The following is a 26,509-nucleotide window of genomic DNA, read 5'->3' as shown; positions in this document are numbered from 1 at the left end:
CGCAATCCGCCACCATGCAGAAGATCATCGTCGAAAGGCCGTACCAGTTTGTTCCGGCCTATCACAACCCGCTGTTCCCCTCGCTGCTACAGGCGATTCGCTGGCCCGACATGCTGCTGCGGTGGACCGAAGGCGTTGACGATTCTGAAGTTCGCGGCGTCGAACTGCTGAAGGAATCGATGGCCACCGGCCACGCGGTGCTGCTAACGCCCAATCATCCGCGCACGGCAGATCCGGTGGCTCTGGGGCTGCTTTCGCGAGCGGCCGGTTGCCACTTGTATGCGATGGCCAGCTGGCACCTATTCCAGCATGGCTGGGTCAAGACGCAAATCATTCGCTTAATGGGTGCCTTCAGCGTCAATCGCGAGGGAGTCGATCGCCAGGCCATCAACGTTGCCGTCGATCTACTCGCCGCGGGCAAACGACCGCTGGTGATTTTTCCCGAAGGGGCCACGAGCCGCACGGCTGACTATTTGCATGCGCTGCTCGATGGCGTGGCCTTCATTGCGCGGGCGGCGGCCAAGAAGCGAAGTAAAACCGAGCCAGCGGGCAAAGTCGTCGTCCATCCCATCGGCATGAAGTATCTCTATCGCGGCAACTTGGCGAAAACTGCCGATGAAGTGCTGACCAGCATCGAACATCGCCTCTCTTGGCAGCCGCAGCGGCAACTTGATTTGTTGTCGCGCGTTGCCAAGGTTGGCATGGGGCTGCTGAGCCTGAAAGAAATCGAATACTTCGGCCAAACGCAGACCGGCACACTCGCAGAACGGTTGCAGAAACTCATCGACCGCCTGCTGAAACCGCTGGAAGAACGCTGGCTCGGCGCGGCCCAAGAAGGAACGACCGTGCCGCGCGTGCGCACGCTCCGGACAAAGATTCTGCCGGACATGGTCGCCGGAAAAATCGACGCCGCCGAGAAACAACGCCGTTGGCGAGACCTGGCCGATTTGTATCTGGCGCAGCAGCTGTCGAGCTATCCGCCGGAGTATCTAACGACGCGTCTGAGCGTCGATCGCGTGCTCGAGACCATCGAAAAGTTCGAAGAAGATCTGACCGATCGCTGCCGAGTGCACGGCAAGCTCAAGGTGATCATGCAAGTTGCGCCGGCGATCGAAGTTTCGCCCGAGCGCGACCGCAAAGCGCCGATTGACCCGCTGATGTTGCAAATTCAACAGAGTTTGCAAGGAATGATGGACAAGCTCTCGCTTGAATCGCCGCTGGTGGATGAACAAACGGCGGCAGCGATTTTCCCGCCGGTAGAAAAAAACGGATAGCCCCGCTTGCGCAGCAATCGATGCTATCCGCTTTTTCTAAGTCGCCAGTTCGGTCGTGCCGTCGGCTTTGACGAGAAATGGCTGCCAAACAAGCATCACCTGACCGATGACGATATCGGTCTTCTTCGGCGCGATTTGAATTTCGGCGAGCTCGAGCGCGTCGCCGTCCATTTGCGAGGCGACTTTTTCCGACTCGGTTTTAAACTCTTCTTCGAGTTGCGCGAGGCGCTCGTTGTAGGATTCGACCGTTTCATTGGCTTGGCCGATGTCCTGGCGTTCCTTGGCGATCTTGGAAGCCGCTCGCATGCCGCTGGCGGCCCGAGTGATGTTGGCGGAACTCGCCAGCTTGCGGCCGAAGAGTGCGCCGAGGAGCGAAGTGCCGATGGAGAGTGCGGCGTTCAACTGCGTCGCTGAGGCTTGCGACTTTTCCTTTTCCACTCGCTGTTGGGCTTTGCGGATTTGCTCCTGAATCGAGGCGATTTTCGGGGCGTACTTGGCTCGCAACTTCTCCACGAGCAGATCGCGCTGCTCGCGGGCGCCTTGCGACAGTCGCACACGGAAATCGGCTTCGGTTTCGCCGGCTTGCGAGGTTTGCTTGAGAGCGGCACACTTCCAGCACTGCAGCCGACGGTTGCGGTAGAGGAAATCCTTCAATCCATTCGCCAGCGTGGTGTATTGCTTCGGCCGGGTAAGTTCGGCGGGGAGCGACGCATACTGCGCGTTGTCCTCAGGCGTACTTTCGAGTTCGAGAGTTTCATCCTCAAGCGGCTCGACTTCACTCCAAGGCTCATCCGGCAAGGAATCATCGAGCGGCACTGCGAACGTGAGCGATTGCGTATGATCGATGGCAGTTGCTGTTTGCGTGAAATGAATCTTGGCAGTGCCGACGAGGAGTGGGCGATAACTGAGTCCGACATTCGGCCCGCGACTCTTTCGCCGAGGCTGAAAACGCTCTATGACTTCCGGCGGCAAAACGGCTCGCTGTTGATTGGCGAGCCCCAGCAGCGCGGTCGCTCGCGCGGCCGAAGCGTTAATGTCTCCGGCGGCAGCAGCTTTTTTCTCGGCCATCAGCTGCGACGTTTGTTCGCGCGTCAGCGGCCCGCGCAAGTACGAGAGTGCCCAACGTGTTTGAAAGACCACCGGTCCATCATCGTGCACGTTGTTCATCAGGAACACGCGGTTGCCAAGGCCCGAGAGAATCTTTTCCATCTCGCCGCGATCGAACGCTTGACCTGCAGTTGCCGACGCTCCTTCCAGGCCGTCGAGCACGCGGAGCTTGTCGCGCTCGGTCTGCAAACGGCCGAGGAACCAAGTGCCGCAGTTGGCGAGGCCTTTGTAATCGAGGTCGACGGGATTCTGCGTTGCGAGCACCACACCGAGGCCGAATGCGCGGGCTTGTTTCAGCAGCGTGAGCATCGGCGTCTTCGACGGCGGATTGCGGCTCGGCGGGAAGTAGCCGAAAACTTCGTCCATGTAGAGGAGCGCGCGAAGGCTCGATGTGCCCGACTGATTACGCATCCAAGCGATTGTTTCGCTGAGCAGGATCGTGACGAAGAACATCCGCTCGGCGTCGGAGAGATGCGAGATCGAGAGAATCGACAGCCGCGGCTTCCCTTCGGGCGTGTAGAGCAGGCGTTGAATATCGAGCGGTTCGCCGGTCATCCACGCGCTGAAGCCGGGCGAGGCGAGCAGGTTGTTGAGTTGCATCGAGAGCTCAAACCGCTCCTTCGCCGGGAAGAAGCTTTCGAGGTCCATCACGCCGACTTTGTCGAAGGCCGGTTGCTGAATGTGCCGCATCAGCGTCGGCATGTCGATGTTCTGGCCCTCGCGCCAGGCGCGATCGAGAATGTTGGCCAGCAAAATGTGCTCCCGGCTGCGGAGCGGATCTCCTTCGAGCCCCATCAAACCAAGCAAACTCGCGGCTGCGGCGGAGATCGCATCACGAAAGGCTTCGGCGTTTTGAATGGTCGATTGCGGCGGTGCATCGAGCGAACGGAGCACGGTTAGCGGAATGCCAGCGCTGCTGCCGGGAGTGTAAACCGCGATATCCACTGCATCACGAAAACGCTGAATGCGATCGGGCGTTTGTCCCCATTCGGCGAGGCCGCTCTTCCAGCGTTCCGCCGTTTTCGCCGCGAGCTCATCGAGCTTCATGCCCGCACGAACGGCTTCCGATTGTTCGATCCACGGCGAAAAATCACTTCCCTTCAGCTGTGGAAACGTCAGCAGCAAGTTGCCGAGGTCGCCCTTGGGGTCGATCACGATCGCTGGAATGCCGTCGATGGCGGCTTCTTCGAGCAGGGCGACGCCGAGGCCTGTTTTGCCGCTGCCGGTCATGCCGACGATCACGCCGTGGGTCGTGAGATCTTTGGAATCGTAGAGGAGCAAATCCTCGCGAGTTTTTCGCTGATCCAGATCGTATTGCTTACCGAGATAGAAGACGCCCAGCTTTTCGAAGTCTTGCATGGCGAAACCAATTCAGAGAGGCAGATTCGGCGGAGAAGCGACAAGGTTGACTATTGTAGCCGTGACGCGTGCGCATGAAAAAGCGGGGCGACGTTTTCACGAGCCCCGCCAAGTTATCACCCGCATTCATCGATCGCTGGAGCGATCGACGACTTACTTGGTCGCAGCAGCGAAACGCTTGGCGACTTCGCCCCAGTTCACGACGTTCCAGAACGCGCCGATGTAATCCGGGCGGCGATTCTGATAGTTGAGGTAGTAGGCGTGTTCCCACACGTCGAGGCCGAGGATCGGCGTTTTGCCTTCCATCAGCGGGCTGTCTTGATTGGCGGTGCTTTCGACAACCAGTTTGCCGCCGACGACGTTCAACCAAGCCCAGCCGCTGCCGAAGCGTGTGGCGCCGGCCTTGGCAAAGGCTTCCTTGAATTGAGCAAAGCTACCCGAGGCGGCGTTGATGGCCGCGGCCAGATCACCGGTCGGTTCGCCGCCAGCGCCTGGGCCCATCACCGTCCAGAATAGGCTGTGATTGGCATGGCCGCCGCCGTTGTTGCGGACGGTGGCGCGGATGTTTTCTGGAACCTTGTTCAGGTCGGCGATCAGTTGTTCGACCGTCAGCTTTTCCAGGTCGGTGCCGGCGATGGCCGTGTTCACGTTGTTGATGTAGGCCTGGTGATGCTTGGTGTGATGGATTTCCATCGTGCGGGCATCAATGTGCGGCTCGAGTGCGTTGTACGCATACGGAAGAGCGGGAAGTGTGTAAGCCATTGCGGTTCTCCTACCAGGAAAAATGTCACGCGCGAGAGACTTCGTTCCGCCCGAAAATGAGCGAAAATCCCTCGCAAATTAAGTGTCTGCTACCGACCCCAGTTGCTACGCGCAGCATAACGAACGGGGTGCGCGCCAGCAATTGGGCAGGATTATGGCTGCAATCCGAACCAGCGTTTTGCGCGGCATCTTCACGCCGAAAGCAGGCAGGTTCGACAATCTGCTTTGACCATACAGCCCCTCCGGATAGACTAGAGTGCCTAACGCGATTGTTATCACTCGACCTCTCCCGAGCCGGCTATGTCTCCTCGACGAACCTTTCGCCCCACCGTCGAAGCCCTGGAACGCCGCGAGCTGATGGCGGTGGCCGATGATCTGCTGGCGTCGCGGCCAACATCCGGACCACGAGCGCCAATGGGACCGCACCGCTCGCAACCAGCAGGTGAAATCGCTGGTCCGATTCTAGTGATCCAGCCGAACACCGAAGTCGACGCCAAGGTCGTCGACGGTGTATTGAAGATTCGCGGCGGGTCGGGGAAGGACGCCGTCTTTATTGGTGGTGGCGACGGTACTTTTACCGTTGAGTCGACTCCGAACGGCTTTCTTCTCGTGGTGGGTACACTGACGCCCGATCCGATCCCGACTTTTACGGGCGTGACCTCGATCGACATTGATTTGGGGGACGGCGATGACTCGCTTATTATTACCGCCACCAATGTTCCTCGACTCACAATCAAGATGGGCGCTGGCGACGACCTTGTGCAGTTGCGTGGCCCCTGGCCGAATTATGGCGACGGAAACATCGCCCGCGACTATTATCCCAATCCGATAACTTCGCTCGATATTCTGGGTGACCTCTCCGTCGATACCGGTGACGACAGGGACCAATTCCAAGCGGCGGCTACCGTTCATGGCAACGGTGTGGTGCGGATGGGCGCGGGGGAAGATATTTATTCTCGGTATGCATTTGGTACCAACTACTTCGGCCACATTTCGACCGGCTTCGGCGAGTTCTCGGCGACGGGCAACATGGAACTCGATTTGGGCGCCGATCAAGACGTCGACCTGCCGACCATTCCTTGGCAGACGGATGCACGATTGGCACCGATGGTGGAATTCGCCAACCGCTACTTCGAATACTATCAGGATCTGATTGACGCCGGCGGCGACACACCGGGACAGCCGCAGCTGATTGCGCCCGAAGGGATGAGTACCACCCGGGTTGATGCCGAGGGACGGTTCGAGGTTGAGTTCTACTTTGTGCCCGGTTACCAGCGCGTTATCGATCAGTTGCTGGCCCGTGGTGTGACCGTGGACGCGTACCTCATCGCGTCAGGACTTGGCCGGGCTTCGCTTCGCTTCGCGCATCCGATCTGGATCTGCTGACGAATTTACCCGGGTTTGGTTACTTGAGTGTCGTCCAGCGACAGTCGGTAGAACTCACTTACAACTGGACACAAGCCTGGGATTACACGCGGCCGGGAAGTCCAACGCAAATCGAGTCCATGCGACCATTTACGATCTTTGAATTCTGGGATGTGCCGATGGGGCCGCGACGGCCCCGCTAACGCGGCAACCTAAGCCAGTTGGGCGAGAACGTAAGGCCCCTTGGGAATGACCGCAACTTTGGCAGCCGGGCCATACTCAGCCAGAGAATCGGCCACGGCTTGTTCAATCGACGGAGCCGATTCGACGAACAGCCCGTGCAGCACTTCCGCCGACAGACCGTCGGTAATGACTTTCACCCGAGCCTTGCGGCGGACCTTGGCGAGCTCTTCGAGCTGCCATTGATCCATCACGAAGTAACCTTCATGCGTGATGCGATGCATAAACCCTTCGAGAGTGTCGTTCTCGCGAAACAGCCGCTGAAACGGCGGGCTGCCGATTCCTTCGCTCATGCTCGCGCACAGAATGATCGTGCCGCCGGGCTTGATGATCGAAAGGGCCGCGTTCATTCCTTTGACGGCTTGATAGAACGTGGTATCGAGCGGATAACCCGCGCCGCTGGTGACGACGATATCGACCGGTTCGGCCAGATAATCGCGGACGACCTGGCTGCAGAACGCGACACCTTCTTCGAACGCCGCGAGCATGTCGCCAGCAACAAATTTCAACGGCCGCCTTTGAGCGTCGATCACGACATTGACGATGAAGTCGCAACCGGCCTGCAGGGCGATCCAAGTGTTTTCTTCATGCACCGGATTGCCAAGGAGCGAACCACTTTCGGCGCGAGGATGCTCCAGAAATGCCGGGCTGTGCCAGACCTTCACCGTTTCGAGCGCGGCGAGGCCGGGACAGATCAACTTGCGGCCGCCTGAGTAGCCGGCCATGAAGTGCGGCTCGATCAAGCCGATGGTGATCTTCAGGTCGGCAGCCAGGTAGCGACTGTCGATCCAGATCGGCACGCCGCGGGGGCTGTCGCCGAGGTAAGTGTGTTCGTCGCGCACTTCGCCGTGATGATTCTCAACGCGATAGCTGGCGGCAATCTCACTGCCGACCATTTCGATGATTTCGGCCGGCGTACTTTCGCGGTGCAAACCAGTAGCAACCAGAATGGTGATTTGATCGCGCGCGATGCCGGTCGCTTCGAGCGTTTGCAGCAACGGCCGCAGGATCATTTCGTTAGGAACAGGCCGCGTGATATCGCAAATGGCGATGCAGCACGATTGCTTGCCGCGGGCTAACTCGGCCAGGGGCGGCGTGCCATTTGGTTGACGAAGAACTTCGTCCAAAGAGGCCGCCGGATCAGGGAGCGGCGGCGCGTCTTTGTAATGCAGCGTGCGAACGACGCGCTCGGCTGGCAGCTCGGCCATCAATCCCGTTCGGCCGTATTCGAGCTTGATGCGCATTTGATCGTAGGCCGGAACCAGCGGTACTCCGCGCAGTTCCGGCATGAACGGCGCATCGACGTTCCCTTGCCAATCTTGCCGGAACTGCGCAGGGCTTGTTCCGGCCTACGGGGAATCGCTACGGATTGCGCGACAAAAACAGCGTCAGCGAGGCCAGCGCCAGGCCGATGGTCACGATGAAGAGCAGGAGCCCAGTTACGCCGTTCCAGGCTTCGCTATCTTCATCCAGGTGCTGCTGGCTCTCGTGGTCGTCAAAGTGCTTGTCGCCAGCGTGTTCGTCGTGGTGTGCCGAATGGGCCATCTTTCAGTCCTCAAAAATGCCAAGTAGCCTTAACGGCTGCGGCAGATTAGCGCTTCTCTTCCAGACCCATAGCAGCAATGATCACTTCGGCGCCGGCGGTCATGCGGCGAAGTTTGTTCGCGATGACGGCTTTTTCCGAAGCGCTGGCCTTCACGGCCTTCCGCTTGAAAACGGCCAGCTTCTTCTTGCGCTTACGGCGTTGCCGCAATTCCTTCATCCGATGAATGATCCCGCCCATGCGTTCAACCTTCTGGAGTGTATACGTTTAGAGACAATTTTCGGCTATTAGCGAATCCAATTTTCTACCAGACCGCCGCGGGGGCGTCAACGAGGGAAATCCTCCGGTTTGGCAGGCGATTCTTGAGATTTCGCCCGCGAGCACCGAATCGTGGAACCTGGCGAAACACTTGCCGCCGCTGAATCCGCGCTCGTATATTGAGAGGCATGCGCAGTTTAATGCCATGCTGGTCACGCACGATGCTCCTTTGTGGCGCCTTCACGGTTGCGCTGGCTGACCCTGCTTCGTCGCTGGCGCTCGACGTCTTTGCCCTCGAGTCGGGCGGCGTGGTCGAAGGGGAATGGCTGAACCGCGACGAACTACCGCTGACGCATTACCGCGTCCGCACGGGCGCGGGCTTGGTCGTTTCGCTGCAACTGACGCAAGTCCGGCAGGCTTCGCAGCAACGCCCCGCGCTGGCCGAGTATCAGCGGCTGCTGCCAACATTTGCCGATACGGCTGCGGATCAGTGGAAACTGGCCGAGTGGTGCAAGGTGCAGCAACTGACTGCCGAGCGCAACTTGCACGTAGCGCGGGTTCTCGATCTGGACGAAAAGCATGCCGGCGCCCGCCGCGCGATGGGTTACGTCTTACTGGACGGTAAATGGGTGAAGCACGCTGAGACCAGGCGGCAGGACGGCTACGAGCTTTACAAAGGCCGATGGCGGACGATTCAGGAGATTGAACTCCTTGAAATCTCGGCCAAGCGCGAGCTTGAAGAAAAAGAATGGCTCGGCAAGATCCGTCGTTGGCGAAGAGAGCTGGACATCATGGCCAAGGCTCGGGAAGCAGCCGAGTACTTGTCCGACATTCACGATCCCGTCGCGATCGGCCCGCTCGTCACGGTGATGAAGGAAGACAAGAACCGCCGCATCAAGATGCTGTTTGCCGACGTGCTCGCCGAGATGAATAACTCAGCCGCGGAACGGGCGCTCGTCAGTATCTCGCTGAGCGACGCCGACGAGGAGATTTTTCATTACTGCCTCGACAAGATCGTCAAAGCCAATCCACCGCACATCGCCGATGGTTACATCCGGGCGTTGAAAGACACCAACAACGTCACCATCAATCGAGCCGGCATCGCTCTCGGCCGTCTGGGTGATCGCACTGCCATCGCGCCGCTGATTGCCGCCCTCGTCACCACGCACACGCAAACGGTCGGCTCTACCGGCCGCGGCGCGGGCGACACCTACAGTCAATCGTTCAGCAGCAGCAGTAACGGCACGGGTGGCACCAACTTTCGTTCGAATGAAGGCCCGAAGACTTACGTCTATCGCGTGCAAAATCAACACGTGCTCGACGGCCTGGCCCAATTGGCCGGCAGCGGTGTGAACTTCGGCTTCAATTCACAAGCCTGGCAATTCTGGTACGCCCAGGAGAAGCAAGCCGTGGTCAAACCCGCGGCCCTCGAACGACGCCAGTAAGAAGGGCTACGGCGCGGGCTTCTTCAGATCGACGCGGGCGCGCGTAAGTGCTTCTTCGAGGGCTGCCTTGTTCGTTTTTTCTGGATCGAATTTGGCCGTCACCAAACCCGCCTTGAAGTTCGCCGTCGCTTGCATGACTCCTTCGATGCGCGCGACCGATTCGTAAGCAGCTAGCGCGCAACCTTTGCAATCGAGACCGAGCACGCCGATTTCAACGGTTTGCAGTTTGTCCGCCGGCGTTGCGCTGAGCGGTTTAATGCCGAAGGTGGAATGCGAATGAGTGCGAACGGCGTTGTCGAGCCGTTCCGGAATTTTGTCGGGCTTGGCTTTGTCGAACGATTTTTTGGGGTCGTACTCAAACACCGCTTCGGCAGCGCCGTAGTCGATGCTTTTGAGCGTAGCATCGGGGATTAGCAGCATCACCTCACGCAAATCTTGCTCGCGCTCGGGAGAGAAAAGGCCGGTGACGCGAAGTTTGATCGTGGCGGTTTCAGCAGATGGTTCTTGCGCACGCAAACCGCCGGCTACAAGGCAAATCACAACAAAAATCAAATTCTTCAGCATAACGCGTTCCTGTACCCGTCTTCCAATCTGCATTCTGCGATCCGCCATCTGCAATCGCCTCATGGGGCACGAAACAACTCGCTTTGCACCACTTCGTGAATCAACCGCCGAATGCCACCGCCGCTCTTTTGCGTGCGTTCGACGATCGTGGTGATCGGCTCACGATCGCCGAAGGCGAGATCTCGGCCGGTGGAGTAAATCGTCAGTTGGCGGGCGAGGTTCTTCAGCAGCAGGGATTCATTACCGGCCATCAGTTCCTGATACTCGCGGACATCTTTGAACTGCCGATCATCAGGCAGGATGCCGGAGGGATCGACCTGCGGGCCAAGTTTGAAACTGATGCCGATGAAGGGGTCGATGTTGCCGCGCGGCGCGGTGTCACCGTCGCCGATCGAGCGATAGCGTTCGCGGAAACCGCCGATCACATCGAAGGCTTCCAAGGCAAAGCCCGGCGGATCCATTTTCGCATGGCAGGACGCACAGGCGGTATCGGCGCGATGCTTGGCCAGTTGTTCGCGAATGGTGCTCGCACCACGAACATCGGGTTCGATCGCCGGAATGTTCGGCGGCGGCGGTTCTGGCGGCAAGCCGAGAAGTCGCTCCATCACAAAGGCGCCGCGCGGAACAGGCGACGTCGTCGTGCCGTTGGCGGTGATCTTCAGAATCGAGGCCTGCGTGAGGAAGCCGCCGCGGAGCGAACCAGCCGGCAACTGCACGCGGCGAATCTCCGGGCCGCTCACCCCTTCGATGCCATAGTGCTTCGCGAGTTTTTCGTTCACCATCGCGAAATCGGAACGGATCAAATGGCTAGCTGAAAGGTTTTTCTCGACGAGCTCACGAAAGTAGGCTCGTGTCTCTGCAACCATCGAATCTTGCAGGTAGGCGCTGAACTCGGGATACAACTTTCGATCTGGATCGGTTGCCGCAATCTGCCGCAGCTTCAGCCATTGGCCGAGAAAATCGTCGATGAACCGCTGGGCTTTGGCGTCGCTCAACAGACGATCAACTTCGCTCTGCAGCGTTTCTGATTTCGCCAGTTTTTTGTCCTTGGCCAGTGCGAGGAGCCGCTCATCGGGTTGGCTGTTCCAGAAGAAATACGACAAGCGACTGGCGAGCGCGTACTCATCGACCTTGGCGTTGTTTTCGACTGGCTCAACGTGATACAGAAAATCGGGCGAACAAAGAGCCGCGCGATAGGCCCAGCGCATCGCCAGTTCGAAGCAATCGCCGGCCTGCAAACGCTCGTCGACCTTTGCGACGTAGGCCTCACGAACTTCGGCGGGAACCGGGCGGCGAAACGCCTTCGGCAGAAACGTCGCGAGCAAACGATCGGCATCGACGAGTGGTTGCTCGCTCTTCACCGACCAAAGCCCCGTCGTCGGATCGGGACGATTTCTTACATGCACGATTTCCTGCCGCAGCAGTTTTCGTTTCGGCAGTTTCACGTTCGGTTGCTCGGCCTGTTTGAACTCAACGATCGGCAACTCGCCGAAGAGGAGCTTGTGTGGCAGCGGCGGCCAGGTGTTGTTGATCGGTCCTTCGATCTCGAGCCAATCGACGCCGATGCCGGGACCAGCGAAGGCCATCGCCCGACCCTTGCGGTTGTAGTTGAAAGCAGGTGCGAGCGACGCCGCGTTGAAGCCGATCGTTTCCTTGTAGTTCAGCCAGTGCACGAACTCGTGCTCGCGCGACTCGAGCGACGGCGCGGCGAAGTAGCCGAGTACATAGCTCGGATGGCCACCATGTCGGCCATCCTGGCTCAGTTGTACGGCCGAAAGACGGGCCGCTTCGGTGCCGCGCGCGGGCGTAACGGTTCCCTTGTCCCAGCCGAAGCTGAAGAACGACGCTTTGAGTCGATAGCGACCCGGATAGAGGACCGCGAAGTCGAGAAAATAAGGATTGAACGACTCGTCTTCATGGCGAAAGACGCCGGTGCTGCTGTTCCGCTCGAATGAACCAATTCTTTCGTGCGCGCCTTGATCGATGTGCCCCTGTTCACCGGCAGGCGGATACTCGGGATCGGGCTGTTTATTTTTCAGCAGCACTGCATCGCCGTTGCCAAGAATGTGACCAACGTGCCGGGCGAGCGAGATCCGTTGCAGCTGCTTCACCGGCGGTTGTGGTTGGGTGGCGATCGCCAGATCGAGAATGTGATCGGCCGCTTCGACGTACTTGGCCATGTTCACATGCGAGATGTCGAGGGCATCGCTGTTCTTATCAAAGCCGTGCGCGCTGCCGTCAGCTGGCAGGCTGCCATACAGGGCAATGCCCGGCATGTCGAAGAGATCTCGGATGGTGTTCTCGTATTCGGCGCGCGTTAAACGGCGGATGCCGGTGCGGTTAGTGGAGAGGCGTTTGGTTTCCGCGGTAACGAGTTCATCACGCAAGGACTTGGTGACTGCGTTGATCTCGTCTGGCTTCGGCCGCGGCTGGTTTTTCGGCGGCATTTCGCCGGATTCGATGCGGTCGTGGATTTTGATCCAACGGGCGAAGTTCTCGGCGTTGGCGAGATCTTGCTTGAAGGTCGTGAGGTCGAGGCCCCCTTCCTTGGTGTCGGCATCGTGGCAGGAGACGCAGTGCGATTTGAAGAATAGCTTCTCGACTTCTCCCGCGCTGGCGATGGCTGCGAAGAGGAATGCACCACAGAGACACAGAGGGACGGAGATGCGCATGGCGGGACTGATCGGGAGAAGGAGGGCAGTGGTGGTTGGAGCTAGACGAGGTCGAGGCCGTGCATCGTGCCTTTGGAAGTCGAGAATTCGTTCGTCTCGATGCCGAGGCGGTGGAGCATTGAGAGATACAGATTCGACAGCGGGTAGTTATTCTTCTGATCGAAAGCCAAGTGCTGGCCGTGCTTGAAACCGCCGCCGGCGATGAGGACGGGGAGATTGACGTTGGAGTGCGAGTTCGCGCTGCCCATGCAAGTGCCGTACAGAACCATACTGCGGTCGAGCAGCGATTGGCCTGCTTCCTTGGTGTCGGCCAGGGCAGTGAGGAACGCGTTGAGGGCGTCGAACTGCCCTTCTTCTTTCGCGCGCAATTCGGCGAGCACCTCGGGGCGGTTGCCGTGGTGGGTGATGTTGTGAATGACGGTTGTGTCGATGAAGAGGCTGATGATTCGCGTCGAATCGGTTTCGAGGGCGAGCTTCATCACATCGAACATAAGTCGCGTCTTGCGGATGAACTCCTTTTGATCTTCGATGTCTTCCGGCGCTGTGGCCGTGACCGTCGGCTTGGGTTTGTATTCCCATTCCTCGCTGCTGTGCAGGCGTTGCTCAAGTTCGCGAACACTCGACAGATATTGATCCATCCGTTGTTGATCGGGTTTCGACAAGCTGCGGTTCAGTCGCTTCGACTGATCGCCGACGAAGTCGAGCATGCTCCGGCCCTGCTTGAGGGCCTCGACGTTGGCGGCGACTTCGTCGGCTTTGCCCTGCACGAATAGCTTGTTGAACAGCTTCTTCGGGCTCCGCTCGGCCGAGATTGGCGCGCCGCTGCGGGTGAAGCTGAGCGTGCCACCCTCGCCGCTCATGGCTAGAACGAGCGACGGATAGCGAGTGCGATTGCCGACGTGTTCGGCCGCGTATTGATCGAGCGAAACCCAGTTTCGAAAACCGCCGCGTTCTGGATGTGGCGTGCCGGTGAGAAAGCACTTCTCGGCCGCATGTGCGCCGGTGACGCCTGGCAAACTGACGCCACTGAAAACTGTCATCTGTTCGCGGTGGGCCTTGAGTCGATCGAGGTAGGGCGTCCCTTCATAGTCGCGGCCTTCCTTCTCGGGAAAGAAGTACTGCGGCAGGATTCCCATGTTGGTTTCCATGCAGACCATCCGCCGCGGAATGGCGGCTTCCTTCGTCTCGCCGGCAAAGGCTGGTTGCATCGCATCGAGCAGCGGCAGGGCGAAGGCGACGCCGGCGCCGCGGAGGAACGTTCGACGGTTGAGAGTGGGCATGGAGACTTTACAGTTCGAAGTTATGAGTTTGAAGTTTGCAGTTGCGGCTTGAGTCGCCGTGGTTCCCTCGCCTCGGTACTCCGGGGAGAGGGTTAGGGTGAGGGGTTTAACGGTGGGGATTTTGGTGAGCGGTGGTTTACTATATCGCGAGTTGGGAATAGTTGCATGGAGAATTTGTGAGCGACAATGCTACTTCAGATCTTTCAGCAGTTCTTCATCCAAGCCATTTCCCGGCTTCTTCTCTGGCGATGGTTTCTCTGGTAGAGCTTTTTCGCCGTCCTCTGCTTCCGGTTTCTTTTGAATCAAGTTGAGAACGATCTCTGCGACCTTGCCTTGTTCCGCAGCAAGTTCCTGCAGTTCAGCTAACTGCTCGGGAGAAAACTCGCCCGATTTGGCGCGAGCCGTTTCGAGTTCCGTGGTGCGGCGGTTGATTTCGAGTTGCAACTGCTGCAGCAGGCGGAGTTCGCCGATGCTGCGGACCTCGGGAGCGCCTTCTTGCTGCTGGCCGGGGCCTTGTTGCTGATTGTTGTCGTCCATCGGTTGTTCGTCGGCCTGCGAACGGGCGGCGGCGAGGAGTTGTTGCAGGCGAGCGATGGCTTGCTGTTGGGCGGTTTGCGTAGCAGCGTCGGTGAGGCTGCGAGCGAGGCTGCGGTGGGCGCGCTGCATCTGCTGACGGACGCCAGCGAGGGCCAGATCGAACGATTCGCCGGAAGAAAACGCCTGGCTACTTTGCTCAACCGCATCGGCCAGCTGCCGCTGTTCTTCGGCGAGATCGCGGAGCGACGCTTGCTGCGCCCGGCCGAGCGTGCCGTTGTTTTTTTGGCGGGCAGCTTCGAGACGCTGCGTTTCGCCGAGCAGATTTTGTTGCCGCTTGAGCAATCCGGCGAGTTCGGTTTCAAGGCGGGCCAGTTGCTCACGAACGAGGTCTTCCTGAGCTTTTTGAATTTCCTGTTGCAACTGCTTTTTGGCTTGTTGCAGATCTTCCAAGGCTGATTTGGTTTGCTGTTCGGCCGTGTCGCCGTTGCCGCCGCTGGCCGATTGGCTTCCTTGCGAGAGAGAAGAACTGGCCTTCTTTACCGCCTCGGCGGCGCCTTTGGCTTGTAGACGTTCGAGCTTGCGGGCGAGTTCGGCGACTTCTTGTGCGAGTCGCTGCGCATCTTTCGTTAGTCGCTGGAGCTGGCGTTTTTGCGGATCGTTCGATTGAGCGGCTCCGGTGGCTTCGCGGGCGAGATTTTCGCTGCGAGCGCCAAGCTGATTCAGTTCAATGGCAGCCGCGTTGAGCGAGGCGAGCTGGCGTTTGGCATCTTGATCGCGACGACTGGCAAGGCGGTCGAGGACTTCGTTCAAACCGGTGAGAACCTGATCTTGCGTCTGCACCGCGTTGCCAGCCCGCGTGTCTTGGAGTTGCCGAGCGGCCGAACGCATCTGACCGCCGATGGCGAGTCGCTGAGCGGCATCGAGCGCATCGGCGAGACTGCCGGCCGCGAGTGGATCGCTGTCTTGCAATTTGGCGAGGAGCGTTTCCATCCGTTGCTGCAGCTTGTCGAACTGCCGGGCGGCTTCGAGTTGCCGCTGCGCCGACTGGCGAGCGAGATTCAGCGGCTCGGCATCTCGTTCGGCGAGTGCGAGAGCTACGCGGACACTTTCTGTTTGCTCGCGCAACTTTTGTTGCTCCTGCTTCAGCAATCCGACCTCGCGCGAAATGCGGCTGAAGCTATCCCACTGGGCAAGTTCGCCGAGCATCGATTCGAGCGCGGCTACGGCCTGGTCTTGATGCTGCGTAACGCCGCCGAGCGGCAGCGGAACGTCTTCGGCACAGCCTTCGGAGCGCAGGCGGGCCGACTTGAGCGCGGTGGCCAACTCTTCTTCGAGAGGCGGCAGCACGTCTTCGGTCAGGCGGCGAACCTGCTTTTGCAGCGATTGCATGCGGCTGCTGATTCCTTCTTCGCCCAGACGATTCGATTTCAACTCGGCGAGCAACTGCTCGATCTGTTTCGCCAGGCCGTCGTCGGGATTGGCGAGCAGTCGCTGGACCTGCCGTTGCTGCAGATCGGCACTTTGCAGCACATCGAGATCGCGCGGCTGCCATTTCCCTTCATCGGCTTGGCGGGCAGAAACCTCACCGATGAGCGTGCGAGCCTGCCGCTGCAAACGCAGGACTTCGCCTAATTGTTCCAGAATTGCTCCCTGCCGTTGCACAAGGCGATTTTGCAAATCTTGCGTCGAGATCAGGCTGATGCGCCGAGGCGGCGAAAGTGTTTCTTGACCGAGAAAATCTCGCGCCGCAATCTGAATCGAGAACGCAGCTCCTTCGGCAGCAAGCGTTAACTGCGACAGATCCCAGGCGTGCGTTACCGACCGCGAGTCACCTTCACCCAGCGACTTCGCAGGGGGCTGATCTTTCGAAAAGAGGACGACCGCTTGCGGCGTCATCGGCTCGCTGCCAATCGTGACGAAGCGGAGTTCAACACGCTGCACCGCAAGGTCATCTTTCACCACGGCTGCGAGCGGCACGAGGGCTTGTGCGGTGAACGCGCTGTGATCGCCAGGCTGTTCCCACGAGATCGACGGTGCAGAGTCGGCGACGACCTGGATTTCAAGCGGACCATCGCGACCGGTAACACTGCCGGTTTCATCGACGAGTTCGATCCAAACGTGATCGGATTTCTTGGGTTGCCACGGGACATCGCTCACCGATTCAAACGACAACGCGTCATTCGACAGAGTAGTCGTGGGCACCTGCTCTTTCGCCGTCGAGACCAGATTGACGACCTTTGCCGCGCGATCGAGTTTGCCCGAAACGGACAAGCGTGAACCAGCGAGCAGCTTGATCAAACGGCCGGTCCGTTCTGGTTTCAGACCCGAGTACGCCGGAGGTTCGATAACGGCTACGAGATCATTGAGCTTCGGCGGCTGAACGACGACGAGTTCGATTTCCGGCAGAGAATCGTCATCGCCGCCGGTGACGCGATAGCGAAAACCTTGCAGGACCTGTTCGATGCGAAAGACCAGCTTGTCGCCTCGTTGCTGCAGCAGTACACGCTCAGTGCGCCGCGCCGGCTGATCGTAGTGCAGCGTGATCGCGGCATCATCCGGCGGCCGGCCATTTAGATCGACTAGCTGCACTTCGAAACTTTGGCCGAGGGCCACGGCTGCTGGCGCCGCGAGCAATTTCAACTGATGCCGCGGCGGCCAAACAGGACCACCGATGGGCCAGGCGAGTCGCACAACAGCACGGCCGAAGTTCGCCGGCCGCCAGATCGCCAGGCCGATGGCAACCAGCGCGATGATGATACAGACTGCCAGCGCGCGATTGCGCGGCCTGGTGTCGATCGACTTTTCCAACGGAAGATCGGCGGCGATGGCTTCGGCCTCGGCGACGACGGCGTAGCGGAGTTCCAGCGAGCCTTCGCGAGCATCGGCGGTTCCCTGCTGTAAAAAAGCGAGGGCTGAGGAAAGTCGCTCGCCAAGGCGCGGATGGAGCATTTCCAGCCGCCGGGCAATTTGTACATCGCTGTGGGTCGTCTGCCACCAGGGAAGCAACCAACGGCGGATGGCGACGACCGCCACCGCAACCACACCCGCCGTCAGCATCAAGCGCAACGGCCAGGCGCGCAGGCGAAACGCCGCATCGATTCCACCAGCGAGCAACGCCGCAGCGGCAATCGCGCCGACCGTCCAGCCCCACGCTCGACCAGCTTGTGCCTGGCTCACTCGGCGGCGAATGGCAGTGATGCGGGGTTGAAGCATAGGGGAGAGAATGACGAAGGGACAAGAGACGATGGGTTGAAGGGAGGAAGAGCAAAGAGTCATCCACTCTTCGTCCCTTCATCTCTTCGTCTCTTCAACCCTGCCCCCATCTTAGGTGACGTGGCCAAGTTATTCCAACTGCGGTTCCACGTGACAATCGGCAACGCCGTTGTTATTCTGGCCACCTATGAATAAGCCTCCCCCGCCGCCGTCCGCCGAAGTTTTGGCCATTCGCAGTTACAACGCCCGCTTGGGCATTGTGCTGTTTGTGTTTTATTTGGCTGCTTATATCGGCTTTGTCGGGCTATCGGCTTCCGAAAGTGGCCGGGGCATTTTGCGGCAGGCTTCGCTGGGCGGTGTGAATGTCGCGGTGCTGTACGGCTTTGGTTTAATTTTCGGGGCGTTTATCGTCTCGATCGTTTACATGCTTCTCTGCAAGAATCTCACCTCGTCGGCGTCATAACGCTGTCTTCTTGTTCGGCTCCCTTCTCTCCGTTCTTCGCAGCGATTGCCTGTCATGATTCACGAAACGTCCTATTCGGCGATTGCCGTGTTCGGTTTCTTCGTCGCAGTAGTGCTGGCCATCAGCTTTTACTTGGGCTCGAAGGCCAAGTCGGCTTCGGGCTATTACGCGGCACATGGCGAAATTCCCTGGCTGGTCAACGGCGTGGCCTTTGCTGGCGATTATTTGTCGGCGGCGTCGTTCCTCGGCATTTGCGGGTTGATTGCCTTCTACGGATATGACGGCTTTCTCTATTCGATTGGTTATCTCGCGGGCTGGATTGTAGCGCTGCTGGTAATCGCCGAGCCGCTGAAGCGGATGGGCAAATTCACGTTTGCCGACGCGCTCGATGCCAAGTTTCATAGCCAGGGCATCAAGCTGGCTGCGGCCATCAGCACGCTAGTGGTTAGCCTGTTCTATCTCATTCCGCAAATGGTCGGCGCTGGCGCCCTCATCAAGCCGTTGCTCGGAGTGGAGCAGCATTGGGTCGGGGTGGTCGGTGTCGGCGTGGTCGTGGTAATGATCGTGGTCACGGCGGGGATGGTTTCGACCACGTGGGTGCAATTCATCAAAGGCGCGTTGCTCGTGCTGTTCTGCACGATTCTCACAGGGATGATCTTGCGAGCGGGTTTCACGACCGACGCGCAGTCGACGGCGAACAAATACGAGTCACGCTTGCTGAGTGATTTCGAAACAGGTGGCGGCGGAGATTTCGAGATCCTGCCGCGAACGGGAGACTGGACTGCCGAGAAAGCGAAAGACTTCAGCCTGGTGAAGAACAAGGATGGCACGGTGCGCGTCTGGCACAAAGTGAAACGGACGGCGACCGTCGAAATGCAGGAAGTGCAATCGTCGCAAGTGATCAACGGCAAGGTGCATGTGAATGGCCTGCCGCAGGAACGGGGCAAACATGACTTTATGCCGGTCGGTCGTGTAGTGAGTTTGCCCGGAGATGCGACGAAGACGGCGCCACTCGGGCCGTTCTCGTACCTGTCGACGCTGCAGCAAAGCGAAGTCGAAACCTGGTCGAATCTCAAGCTGAAAGACGCTGCCGGCCTGGAGACGGCCATCTATTATCCCACGGTGAAATCGGGCAGCGATCTGATGATGCCGGGCGCGAGCCCGACGTTTGCTGGCGTGCGCAGCCCGAAGTGGCAAGACAAGTTGAACTTCTTTTCGCTCATGCTCGCGCTGTTCGGCGGCACGGCTTCGCTGCCACACATTCTGATTCGCTATTACACGGTGAAGGACGAATCGGCTGCCCGCAAAAGTACGGTCATCGGCATCGCCAGCATCGGCTTCTTCTATATTCTCACGCTTTATCTGGGCCTGGGTGCGATGACCAGCGGCGTGCTCGATCCCACGAGCACCAACATGGCCGCTCCGCTCCTCGCGCGCAAATTCGGCGAGTTCATGTTCGCAGTGATTTCGGCGATTGCGTTTACTACGGTGCTCGGCACGGTTAGCGGTTTGATTCTCGCGGCGAGCGGCGCGGTTGCGCACGACCTGCTCTCGAACTTCCTCAAGTGGGAAATGACCGATCACGAAAAAGTGCGGGCCGGCAAAATCTCCGCCGTGGTGGTCGGCGGCATCGCGATTGTTCTCGGTATTTTGTTCGAGAGCTTTAACGTGACGTTCCTCGTCGGCTGGGCGTTCAATATCGCCGCGTCGGCCAACTTGCCGTCGCTAATCATGGTCCTTTTCTGGAAGCGGACGACGAAGCAAGGCATCACCGCCGCGATTTTCGTCGGCATGATCAGTTCGCTGGCCTGGGTGCTGCTCAGCGCTGACGCTTTCACCAGTCTCTACAAGCTGAAAGCCGAACAATCCCTCGCGCCATTCAGTCAACCGGCGATCATCACCGTGCCGCTGGGTTTCTTGGTGCTGATTGTGGTGTCATTGATGACCAAGCCGCAGGAAGAAGTTCCCCAAAGCTAGACGCTATTCATCCTTGTGCCCTCGCTCCCGCCAAGCCCAGCGGTAGAGATTTCGAGTGTCGACGTACCTGCCGTCGGCGCTCGTGCTGCCGAGGACAACGATGATCAGCTTGTCTTTGCCGCGCTGACCTTGCGAGACCAGGCAGTTGCCAGCCGCGGTCGTCGTACCGGTTTTAATACCTACGAAACCTTCGATCTCGAGCAAGCGGTTGGTGTTGTTCCAGACGACGGTTCGCTTTTCATCCTTGGCGTCGACGGCAGTTCCTTCGTAACGGCGAGTGGAAACGATCTTCCGAAATGTTTCGTTCTGCATCGCCTGCCAGGCGATCTGCGCGAGGTTCGCCGGGCTCGCATGGTTCTTTCCCAAACCGTGAGGATCAAAATACTTGGTCTGCGCGAGTTTCCAGTCGTTGGCCTGACGATTCATCTGCGCAACGAAGGCTTCAACGGCATCGTCTGGATCACCCTTCTGTCGATACGCCGGACCGCAATGCTCGGCGATGGCGGCCGCGGCATCGTTGCCCGATGGCAAGAGTAAGCCGTGCAGCAACTCTCGCAGCACGAACCGATCGCCGGCTTCGACCTTTGCCGATGAACCAGTCGTTTTCGCCGCAGCTTCGGAAATAGTGACTCGCTGCTGCAAAAACTCCGGCTTGTCTTTGGCCAACTGCAACGTCAGCCAAGCCGTCATGATTTTGGTGGTGCTGGCAATGACGAGCGGTTCATTCTCGTGCTCTCCCCAGAGAAATTTGCCGTTCTCGGCGTCGATGATCGCCCAACCCTTGGCGGTTACCAGAGGCGGGCCGGCGAGACGATCGGGTTTTTGTTTGGGATCTTGAGCAAACGATCGAGAGCAGGTTAGCGCGAGCGCGCTCGAAAGGAGAAAGTTGCGGCGGTTCATGGGTGAGTGCCTAGGTGTTCGGTTCAATGGCGTGAATTCAGTGTAGGGGCATCGGAAGGGAAAGTCACAACTGGGTTCGACCCCTCACTCCTACTTCTCTCCGGAGTACCTAGGAGACGGAGCAGGAATTTGAATCTTGTCACAATCACAACGGCTATACGCTTAGCAACTCTGCCGCCGTTGCAATCCGTTTGCAATGCGGTATCGTAACTCCAAGTCTTATCGGGTGATGCGTCAACAGTACGGTCGATTGTTCTGGTCACGCCGCAAGTGGCGAGGAAGCACGTTGTTCGGGCACGGAGAGGGAACCTGCATGTTTAGGGCCTCATTGCCGAAGATGCCATCTGTGAATGCGCGCCGTCCTTCCACTCAACCACTGCGCAAACACGTTGCCGGCGGGCTACGCACTGCCGAAGGAAACTGAGCCCGATGCGTAATCAACCGGTTTATTGGTACGAGGGGATGTTCCTTCGGCCCCAGCACTTCCAAGCGGCGGAACGCTATTGGACCGAAGTCAACGACGTTAGCGAGCAGATCGATCATCCTTATTACTACGGCCTGCGAACCCTCTCTATCAGTCGGCCCGCGATCGCCAACAACCAGTTTCAAGTCACGCAGTTGCAAGCCCGTCTGAAGGACGGCACGATCGTTCATCTCGAAGCCGGCCAGGATCCCGATCGTCTTGATCTGAAAGAATCGCTCACCGGTAAAACGCTCGACGCCGTCAACCTGGCCGAAGCGTTTGAAAAAGAAGCCAAGGTCCGAGTGTTTCTCGCCGTGCCGCGACTGATGCTCGGCCGGAAGAACACCGGCCCGAAAGAAACGTCAGCCGACGCCCGCTTCGGCATCGATCTGAAGAGCATTCAGGATGAAAACGAAGGTGGCAACGATCAGGAGATCGAGTTCCGCGCGATGAACGTGCGGCTGATGCTCTCGACGCAGAACCTTACGGGCTATGAAGTGCTGCCGATCGGCCAGGTGAAGCGGGCCGGCGGTGCGGCTTCAGCGCCCGAGCTCGATGCCGAATACATTCCGCCGCTGATCGCCGTGGAATCGTGGCCGCCGCTGGCGCGCGATATCATTCGCGTCATTTACGATCGAATTGGCGAATGCATTGGTGTGCTCGCCGATCAGATTTCCGATATGGATGTCGCGCTGGCTTCGAGCGATCCGCTCGACATGCGCCGGGTGTTTATCCTGCTGCGACTCAACGAAGCTTACTCAGTCCTCGGTACGCAGACATTCGCCTCTGGCGTGCATCCGTACGCCGCCTATCAAGAACTCTGCCGCGTGATCGGTCAGCTGTCGATCTTCAGCGCCAATCGTCGGCCGCCGGAGTTTCCACGCTACGATCACGACAACTTGTTCTACATCTTCGATTGGCTGAAGAAGCAAATCGAACTACTGCTGCAAGCCATTCCTGATCAAAAGTACGTGCAGCGGTATTTCACCGGCGCCGGCCAAGGCTTGCAAGTCAACCTCGAGCCGCAATGGCTGGCCGAAGGCTGGAACTGGTACATCGGTGTGAACCGCGGTTCGCTGTCGGAATCGGATTGCCGTGAACTCCTCAAGCCCGGCGCCGCCAACCTCGACTGGAAGTTCGGCAGCGCGACGATGGTCGACTTCTACCGCCGCAATTTTCACCGCGGCGTGTGGCTGGAAGAGCTCACGACCGTCCCGCGGATTTTGCCGGCGAAGGGGCCTTGGTTGTATTACCAGGTAAAGCGCGACAACGAGGCCTGGCAGTACGTTCACAAAGAACAGTCTCTGGCCATGCGACTTAATACGCACTTGATTCGCAACCTCGAGTCGCTGCAGGGAAAACGAGACCTGGTGGTTTCGGTCCGCGGCCAGAATGTTATTTTGCAGTTCGCTTTGTTCGCGGTGAAACCATTTTAAATTATGACACCACGCTTCGCCAAAGCCGTTGATCCTGTCTTTGCCTACGTCCTCGATCTGTTCGACCGGATCGATCGTGGCCAGAAGGTAAACGCGCTCGAAGAAAAGGCTCGCATCGCTGCGCAACTGCAAACCGCGGGAACGATGCTTAGCGAATCGGACGAATGGTCTCGCTACGCGAAGTATGCACTCATCGCCTGGATCGATTCCGAACTGGCGACCGTCCGTGAATGGGAGGGTCGCGATTGGTGGCTGTCGAACTCCTTGGAGATCGACTACCACGGCCAAGGCCTGGCGAATCACGATTTTTACGCCCGCGCGAACGAAGCGGGCCGACTCGGCAGCAAAGATGCACTCGAAGTTTTCTATATCTGCGTCGTTCTCGGCTTCCGCGGCTTTTACGAAAACGCCAATACCGAAGACCGCATGCGAATCATCGAGAGCCTGCAACTGCCACCCGATTTGAAAACCTGGACCAAACGGCAATCACAGGCCATCCGTCTGCAACAAGACCGGCCTGCGATTTCGGATACCAGCAAACAAGCCGACTTTGCGCCGCCACTCGATGGCGAACAAACGTTGCTCGGCACGGCGGTGATGTTTGCGATTATTGCCGCCGTTTGTTTGCCGCTCATTTACATCCTGCTGCAGTAAGAGCTGCTCCCTTCGAGGCACATAGCGTCCGAATGTTCAACTCCGCATGATCAACCACATCCTGAACGTTATCAGCTATCCCTTCCAACTCGTCTTCATGACCCCGGCTGCGCTCGTGGGCGCGTCGAGTTGGTTTCGGGGCGTGTCGCTGGCCATGCGCGTGGCGATTGTGGTTTTCTTGTTCATGTTGTTGTTCACGGTCATCTCGGCCGCGTATCAATTTTTGGGGATCGATCCCACCAACGCCGATCGCGGCTCTTGGTTGCGACAGTCATTCGTGCCGTCGATCGTGCTCATGTTTCTCACGCCGCCGGTCGTTTATGTCGCCGTGCGGTTTTGGCTCGAAGGCTCGGTCTCGCGATTCCCCGATATCGATGCAGCTTGGAAAGAAGGCATCGCGGCGCTCGAAGGGGCCGGCATTTCGCTGACGAACACGCCGGTCTTTTTGGTGCTCGGCGCCCGCGACGAAAAACAGATGCGCTCGCTGATGCGCTCGACATCGATCAAATTCGCCGTTCAAGGCGAGCCGCAGGGCAACAACAAGCCGCTCCACTTTTATGCCGCCATCGATGAGAAGATCGCCGGCGTCGAAGACAAACTGACCGCAGTCTATATTTTCGCCGTCGATTGCTGCCGGTCGAGCAAACTGCATCAGCTCGGTTTCACCGAAGTGGGCCGCAGCCGATTCAATGTCGAAGATACCGTTCGCGCCGGCGAAGGAATTCGCGGCACGATGGTATCGGGTAGCGACAAGCCGGGAGTATCGAGCGGCACGACGGTTGGCAACGCGCCGAACGACTCGATGCGTGGCACTTCGGTCGGCAGCAGTCCTCCACCGGCTACACTTTCGCGCGCTCAACTGGCCGGCACCATGATGCCCGGCGGTGGTGGCGCTTCAACGATGCACGCCGGCGCAAGCGATGCGGGTACCGGCGTGGCGATCCTTTCCAAACAAGAATCCGCCTACCAGGCCGCCCGGCTCGAATACCTCTGCACGCTCATTTCCCGCGCTCGCGAACCGCTCTGCCCGCTAAACGGTGTGATGACGGTCACGCCGTTCCAAATGCTCCGCCGTGGCGACGAGCAATGCCGGCAGTTGGCCGGCGCGGTGCGTGAGGATCTGCGCATTGTGCAGCAGAGCACGCGACTCCGCTGCCCCGTGGTGTCGCTGATCGGCGGCATGGAGCACGAGCGCGGCTTCATCGAACTCATCCGTCGCGTCGGCACCTCGCGAGCTCGCGATCAACGCCTGGGCTCGAGTTTCAAGACTTGGAATCCGCCGACGATCGAACGTCTGCAACAACTGGCAACCAATTCTTGCGGCTCGTTCGAGGACAATATTTACGCCCTGTTCAAGGAAGAGGACGGCTACAACAAGCCCGGCAACGACCGCTTGTATAGCTTGATCTGCAAGACCCGCGGCAAGTTCATCGAAGGGCTCGAGTTCTTCTTAACAGACGCCTACGGCCTGCAGGACATTCGCGAGACCGACGGTTCGCGGCCGATGCTCTTCTGCGGCTGCTACTTCGCCGCCACCGGCGAAGTTGAAGGTGCCGCTGGCTTCTTGCGGAGCCTGTTCGATCAAAAGCTCTATATGCTCGAGCAGGACAACCTGCAGTGGACCGAAACCGCGCTCCGCGACGATGCCGGCTACCACACCTGGGCCCGCGTCGGCATGCTGCTCAGCGGCGCACTGGTGGTCGGCCTGATCGGCGTGTTTATGTATACGAAGTTCCTGCGGTAAGGAGGGTGCTTGGGACTGGGATCTAGGGGCTGGGGATTGTGCATTCGAAATTGCATTTCCCCAGCCCCCAGTTCCTAGTCGCGAGCGCCGAATGGCTGATGACAAACCAACGCCGAGATGATCAGCGTCCCATCGAAGTCACGCATGAAGAGCAGGCCGATGATTCCGCTGCCGGTCCCGACTTCCTCAAGGAAGTCATGAGCCAAACCGTCGCCAACATCGCATCTACGCGTGAGCTCAGTCCTCAAGTTTTTGCTGCTCTGCTAGAAGTCGCGCGGCGTTATCCCGGTGAACCGCTATCGCTTGATCCGATCGCGATCGAGCTTGTTGCCGCTTGCCTCGCCGTGCAGATGCCGATGATTGCTTCGCGCGAGGCATTGTCTCGGCGGATGAATGCCTGGATTGCGAGTTCGCTGCTTGAGGATCCGGCTGCACAGCAACGACTTTCCGAGTTGTGGGCTCGGTTGGGAGAGGCAGCATGACGCTGGCCAAGCATCAGATCGATCAACTCGTCTTCACCCATCAAGGTTTGGTGCGAGCGATTGCCCGCGGCATTCATCGCAGCTTGCCGCCGTTCATGGAACTCGACGATTTGATCTCCTACGGCCAACTCGGCTTGATGCAAGCCGCTGCCGATTTCGATCCCGACCGTGGGGTGCAGTTCTCGACGTTTGCCTACCATCGCATTCGCGGTGCGATTCTGGACGGCACTTCGCAAATGTCGTGGGCCCGCCGCGTCACTACCTGCCGGCAAAAATACGACCGCCTGGCCAACGACACTCTCGCGACCGATGCCGCCGACACGGCTGGCGAAAAATCGGCCGATACGGGCGATCAGGCCGCGTGGTTGCAAGACACCAGCGCCCAGCTTAGCGTCGTCTTTTTACTGAGCCATGCGTCGGAAGAAGGTCGCGAAGCGCCGCACCTGGAAGATGCTTCCGCTCGCGCGCCATTCCAAGATTTACTCGATGATGAGCTCAAGGCCAACTTACACGCCCTGCTGGCGGAACTTCCCGAAGAATCGCGCTCGCTGCTGCAGAGTGCGTATTTCGAAGGACTGACATTGAAGGAAGCCGGTGAGAAGCTTGGTATCAGCAAAGCCTGGGCAAGCCGATTGCACGCACGGGCGCTAGGACAACTCGCACGCGGATTGCGCCGCCTCCAGGTTTCGGATTAACGATTTGCCGCAAATCAGGCCGCTAATAGGTAATCGTGCGTGGTAGTAACCGCAGCTCTTCCACAAGCCGCATTAT

General features: G+C 58.9%; 20 protein-coding genes. 10 read left to right on the top strand and 10 right to left on the bottom strand.

Annotated elements, in window-relative coordinates; genetic code table 11:
* Positions 1 to 14 precede the first annotated feature (14 nt).
* A complete protein-coding gene (locus M9Q49_RS16245; protein ID WP_254509854.1) occupies positions 15 to 1,274 on the top strand; it encodes a lysophospholipid acyltransferase family protein in 1,260 nt (419 codons plus the stop codon).
* Positions 1,275 to 1,310: 36 nt separating this feature from the next.
* Here the strand turns inward: M9Q49_RS16245 and M9Q49_RS16240 are convergent, their stop codons facing one another.
* Both M9Q49_RS16240 and M9Q49_RS16235 read right to left on the bottom strand, forming a co-directional pair.
* Complete coding sequence (locus M9Q49_RS16240; protein ID WP_254509853.1) at positions 1,311 to 3,740, bottom strand: ATP-binding protein; 2,430 nt, start codon at positions 3,738 to 3,740, stop codon at positions 1,311 to 1,313.
* A 153-nt stretch (positions 3,741 to 3,893) separates the two neighbouring features.
* Positions 3,894 to 4,502, bottom strand: coding sequence for a superoxide dismutase (locus tag M9Q49_RS16235; RefSeq protein WP_254509852.1), 609 nt, complete (start codon positions 4,500 to 4,502; stop codon positions 3,894 to 3,896).
* Between the two features lie 300 nt (positions 4,503 to 4,802).
* On the opposite strand from M9Q49_RS16235, the gene M9Q49_RS16230 reads away from it, so the two are divergent.
* Positions 4,803 to 5,888 (top strand): hypothetical protein, encoded by a 1,086-nt coding sequence (locus tag M9Q49_RS16230; RefSeq protein ID WP_254509851.1) that lies wholly within the window; start codon positions 4,803 to 4,805, stop codon positions 5,886 to 5,888.
* A gap of 191 nt (positions 5,889 to 6,079) precedes the next feature.
* On the opposite strand, the gene larA is transcribed toward M9Q49_RS16230, so the two are convergent.
* The 3 genes from larA to M9Q49_RS16215 form a co-directional block, all read right to left on the bottom strand.
* Positions 6,080 to 7,396, bottom strand: coding sequence for a nickel-dependent lactate racemase (gene larA, locus M9Q49_RS16225; RefSeq protein ID WP_254509850.1), 1,317 nt, complete (start codon positions 7,394 to 7,396; stop codon positions 6,080 to 6,082).
* Positions 7,397 to 7,469: 73 nt separating this feature from the next.
* Positions 7,470 to 7,652, bottom strand: a complete 183-nt coding sequence (locus M9Q49_RS16220; protein ID WP_254509849.1) for a hypothetical protein — start codon at positions 7,650 to 7,652, stop codon at positions 7,470 to 7,472.
* 46 nt (positions 7,653 to 7,698) lie between these two features.
* A complete protein-coding gene (locus M9Q49_RS16215; protein WP_254509848.1) occupies positions 7,699 to 7,890 on the bottom strand; it encodes a DUF6800 family protein in 192 nt (63 codons plus the stop codon).
* 239 nt (positions 7,891 to 8,129) lie between these two features.
* Here M9Q49_RS16215 and M9Q49_RS16210 point away from each other — a divergent pair, with 239 nt between their 5' ends.
* The gene (locus M9Q49_RS16210) at positions 8,130 to 9,353 is read left to right on the top strand and encodes a HEAT repeat domain-containing protein (RefSeq protein WP_254509847.1); all 1,224 of its coding nucleotides are present in this window, start codon (positions 8,130 to 8,132) and stop codon (positions 9,351 to 9,353) included.
* Between the two features lie 6 nt (positions 9,354 to 9,359).
* Here M9Q49_RS16210 and M9Q49_RS16205 read toward each other — a convergent pair whose 3' ends face one another.
* The 4 genes from M9Q49_RS16205 to M9Q49_RS16190 all read right to left on the bottom strand — a co-directional run bounded on the left by M9Q49_RS16205 (position 9,360) and on the right by M9Q49_RS16190 (position 17,619).
* Complete coding sequence (locus M9Q49_RS16205; protein ID WP_254509846.1) at positions 9,360 to 9,917, bottom strand: heavy-metal-associated domain-containing protein; 558 nt, start codon at positions 9,915 to 9,917, stop codon at positions 9,360 to 9,362.
* Positions 9,918 to 9,976: 59 nt separating this feature from the next.
* Positions 9,977 to 12,589 (bottom strand): DUF1592 domain-containing protein, encoded by a 2,613-nt coding sequence (locus tag M9Q49_RS16200; RefSeq protein WP_254509845.1) that lies wholly within the window; start codon positions 12,587 to 12,589, stop codon positions 9,977 to 9,979.
* A 41-nt stretch (positions 12,590 to 12,630) separates the two neighbouring features.
* Positions 12,631 to 13,869: a DUF1552 domain-containing protein gene (locus M9Q49_RS16195; RefSeq protein WP_254509844.1), complete on the bottom strand. Its 1,239-nt coding sequence runs from the start codon at positions 13,867 to 13,869 to the stop codon at positions 12,631 to 12,633.
* 189 nt (positions 13,870 to 14,058) lie between these two features.
* On the bottom strand, positions 14,059 to 17,619 hold the full coding sequence (locus M9Q49_RS16190) for a DUF4175 family protein (protein WP_254509843.1): 3,561 nt from the start codon (positions 17,617 to 17,619) through the stop codon (positions 14,059 to 14,061).
* Positions 17,620 to 17,806: 187 nt separating this feature from the next.
* Here M9Q49_RS16190 and M9Q49_RS16185 point away from each other — a divergent pair, with 187 nt between their 5' ends.
* Entirely contained in the window at positions 17,807 to 18,082 is a 276-nt protein-coding gene (locus M9Q49_RS16185; RefSeq protein WP_254509842.1) for a DUF485 domain-containing protein, read from the top strand.
* Positions 18,083 to 18,136: 54 nt separating this feature from the next.
* A complete protein-coding gene (locus tag M9Q49_RS16180) occupies positions 18,137 to 20,059 on the top strand; it encodes a sodium/solute symporter (protein WP_254509841.1) in 1,923 nt (640 codons plus the stop codon).
* Positions 20,060 to 20,062: 3 nt separating this feature from the next.
* On the opposite strand, the gene M9Q49_RS16175 is transcribed toward M9Q49_RS16180, so the two are convergent.
* Positions 20,063 to 20,959 carry a D-alanyl-D-alanine carboxypeptidase family protein gene (locus tag M9Q49_RS16175; RefSeq protein ID WP_254509840.1) on the bottom strand — a complete coding sequence of 299 codons (897 nt, stop codon included), beginning with the start codon at positions 20,957 to 20,959 and terminating at the stop codon, positions 20,063 to 20,065.
* Positions 20,960 to 21,388: 429 nt separating this feature from the next.
* Here M9Q49_RS16175 and tssK point away from each other — a divergent pair, with 429 nt between their 5' ends.
* From tssK to M9Q49_RS16150, 5 genes are all read left to right on the top strand, one after another.
* On the top strand, positions 21,389 to 22,858 hold the full coding sequence (tssK, locus tag M9Q49_RS16170; RefSeq protein WP_254509839.1) for a type VI secretion system baseplate subunit TssK: 1,470 nt from the start codon (positions 21,389 to 21,391) through the stop codon (positions 22,856 to 22,858).
* A gap of 3 nt (positions 22,859 to 22,861) precedes the next feature.
* On the top strand, positions 22,862 to 23,512 hold the full coding sequence (locus M9Q49_RS16165) for a DotU family type IV/VI secretion system protein (protein ID WP_254509838.1): 651 nt from the start codon (positions 22,862 to 22,864) through the stop codon (positions 23,510 to 23,512).
* Between the two features lie 46 nt (positions 23,513 to 23,558).
* Entirely contained in the window at positions 23,559 to 25,256 is a 1,698-nt protein-coding gene (locus M9Q49_RS16160) for a type VI secretion system protein (protein ID WP_254509837.1), read from the top strand.
* Positions 25,257 to 25,354: 98 nt separating this feature from the next.
* Positions 25,355 to 25,738, top strand: coding sequence for a hypothetical protein (locus M9Q49_RS16155; RefSeq protein WP_254509836.1), 384 nt, complete (start codon positions 25,355 to 25,357; stop codon positions 25,736 to 25,738).
* A complete protein-coding gene (locus M9Q49_RS16150) occupies positions 25,735 to 26,433 on the top strand; it encodes a sigma-70 family RNA polymerase sigma factor (RefSeq protein ID WP_254509835.1) in 699 nt (232 codons plus the stop codon). Before M9Q49_RS16155 ends, M9Q49_RS16150 begins: the two co-directional genes overlap by 4 nt.
* Positions 26,434 to 26,509: the final 76 nt, after the last annotated feature.

It is taken from the genome of Anatilimnocola floriformis (assembly GCF_024256385.1).
Taxonomy (GTDB): Bacteria; Planctomycetota; Planctomycetia; order Pirellulales; family Pirellulaceae; genus Anatilimnocola; species Anatilimnocola floriformis.
Note: the sequence above shows the minus strand (reverse complement) of the source record. Positions and strands in the feature narration are given on the sequence as shown.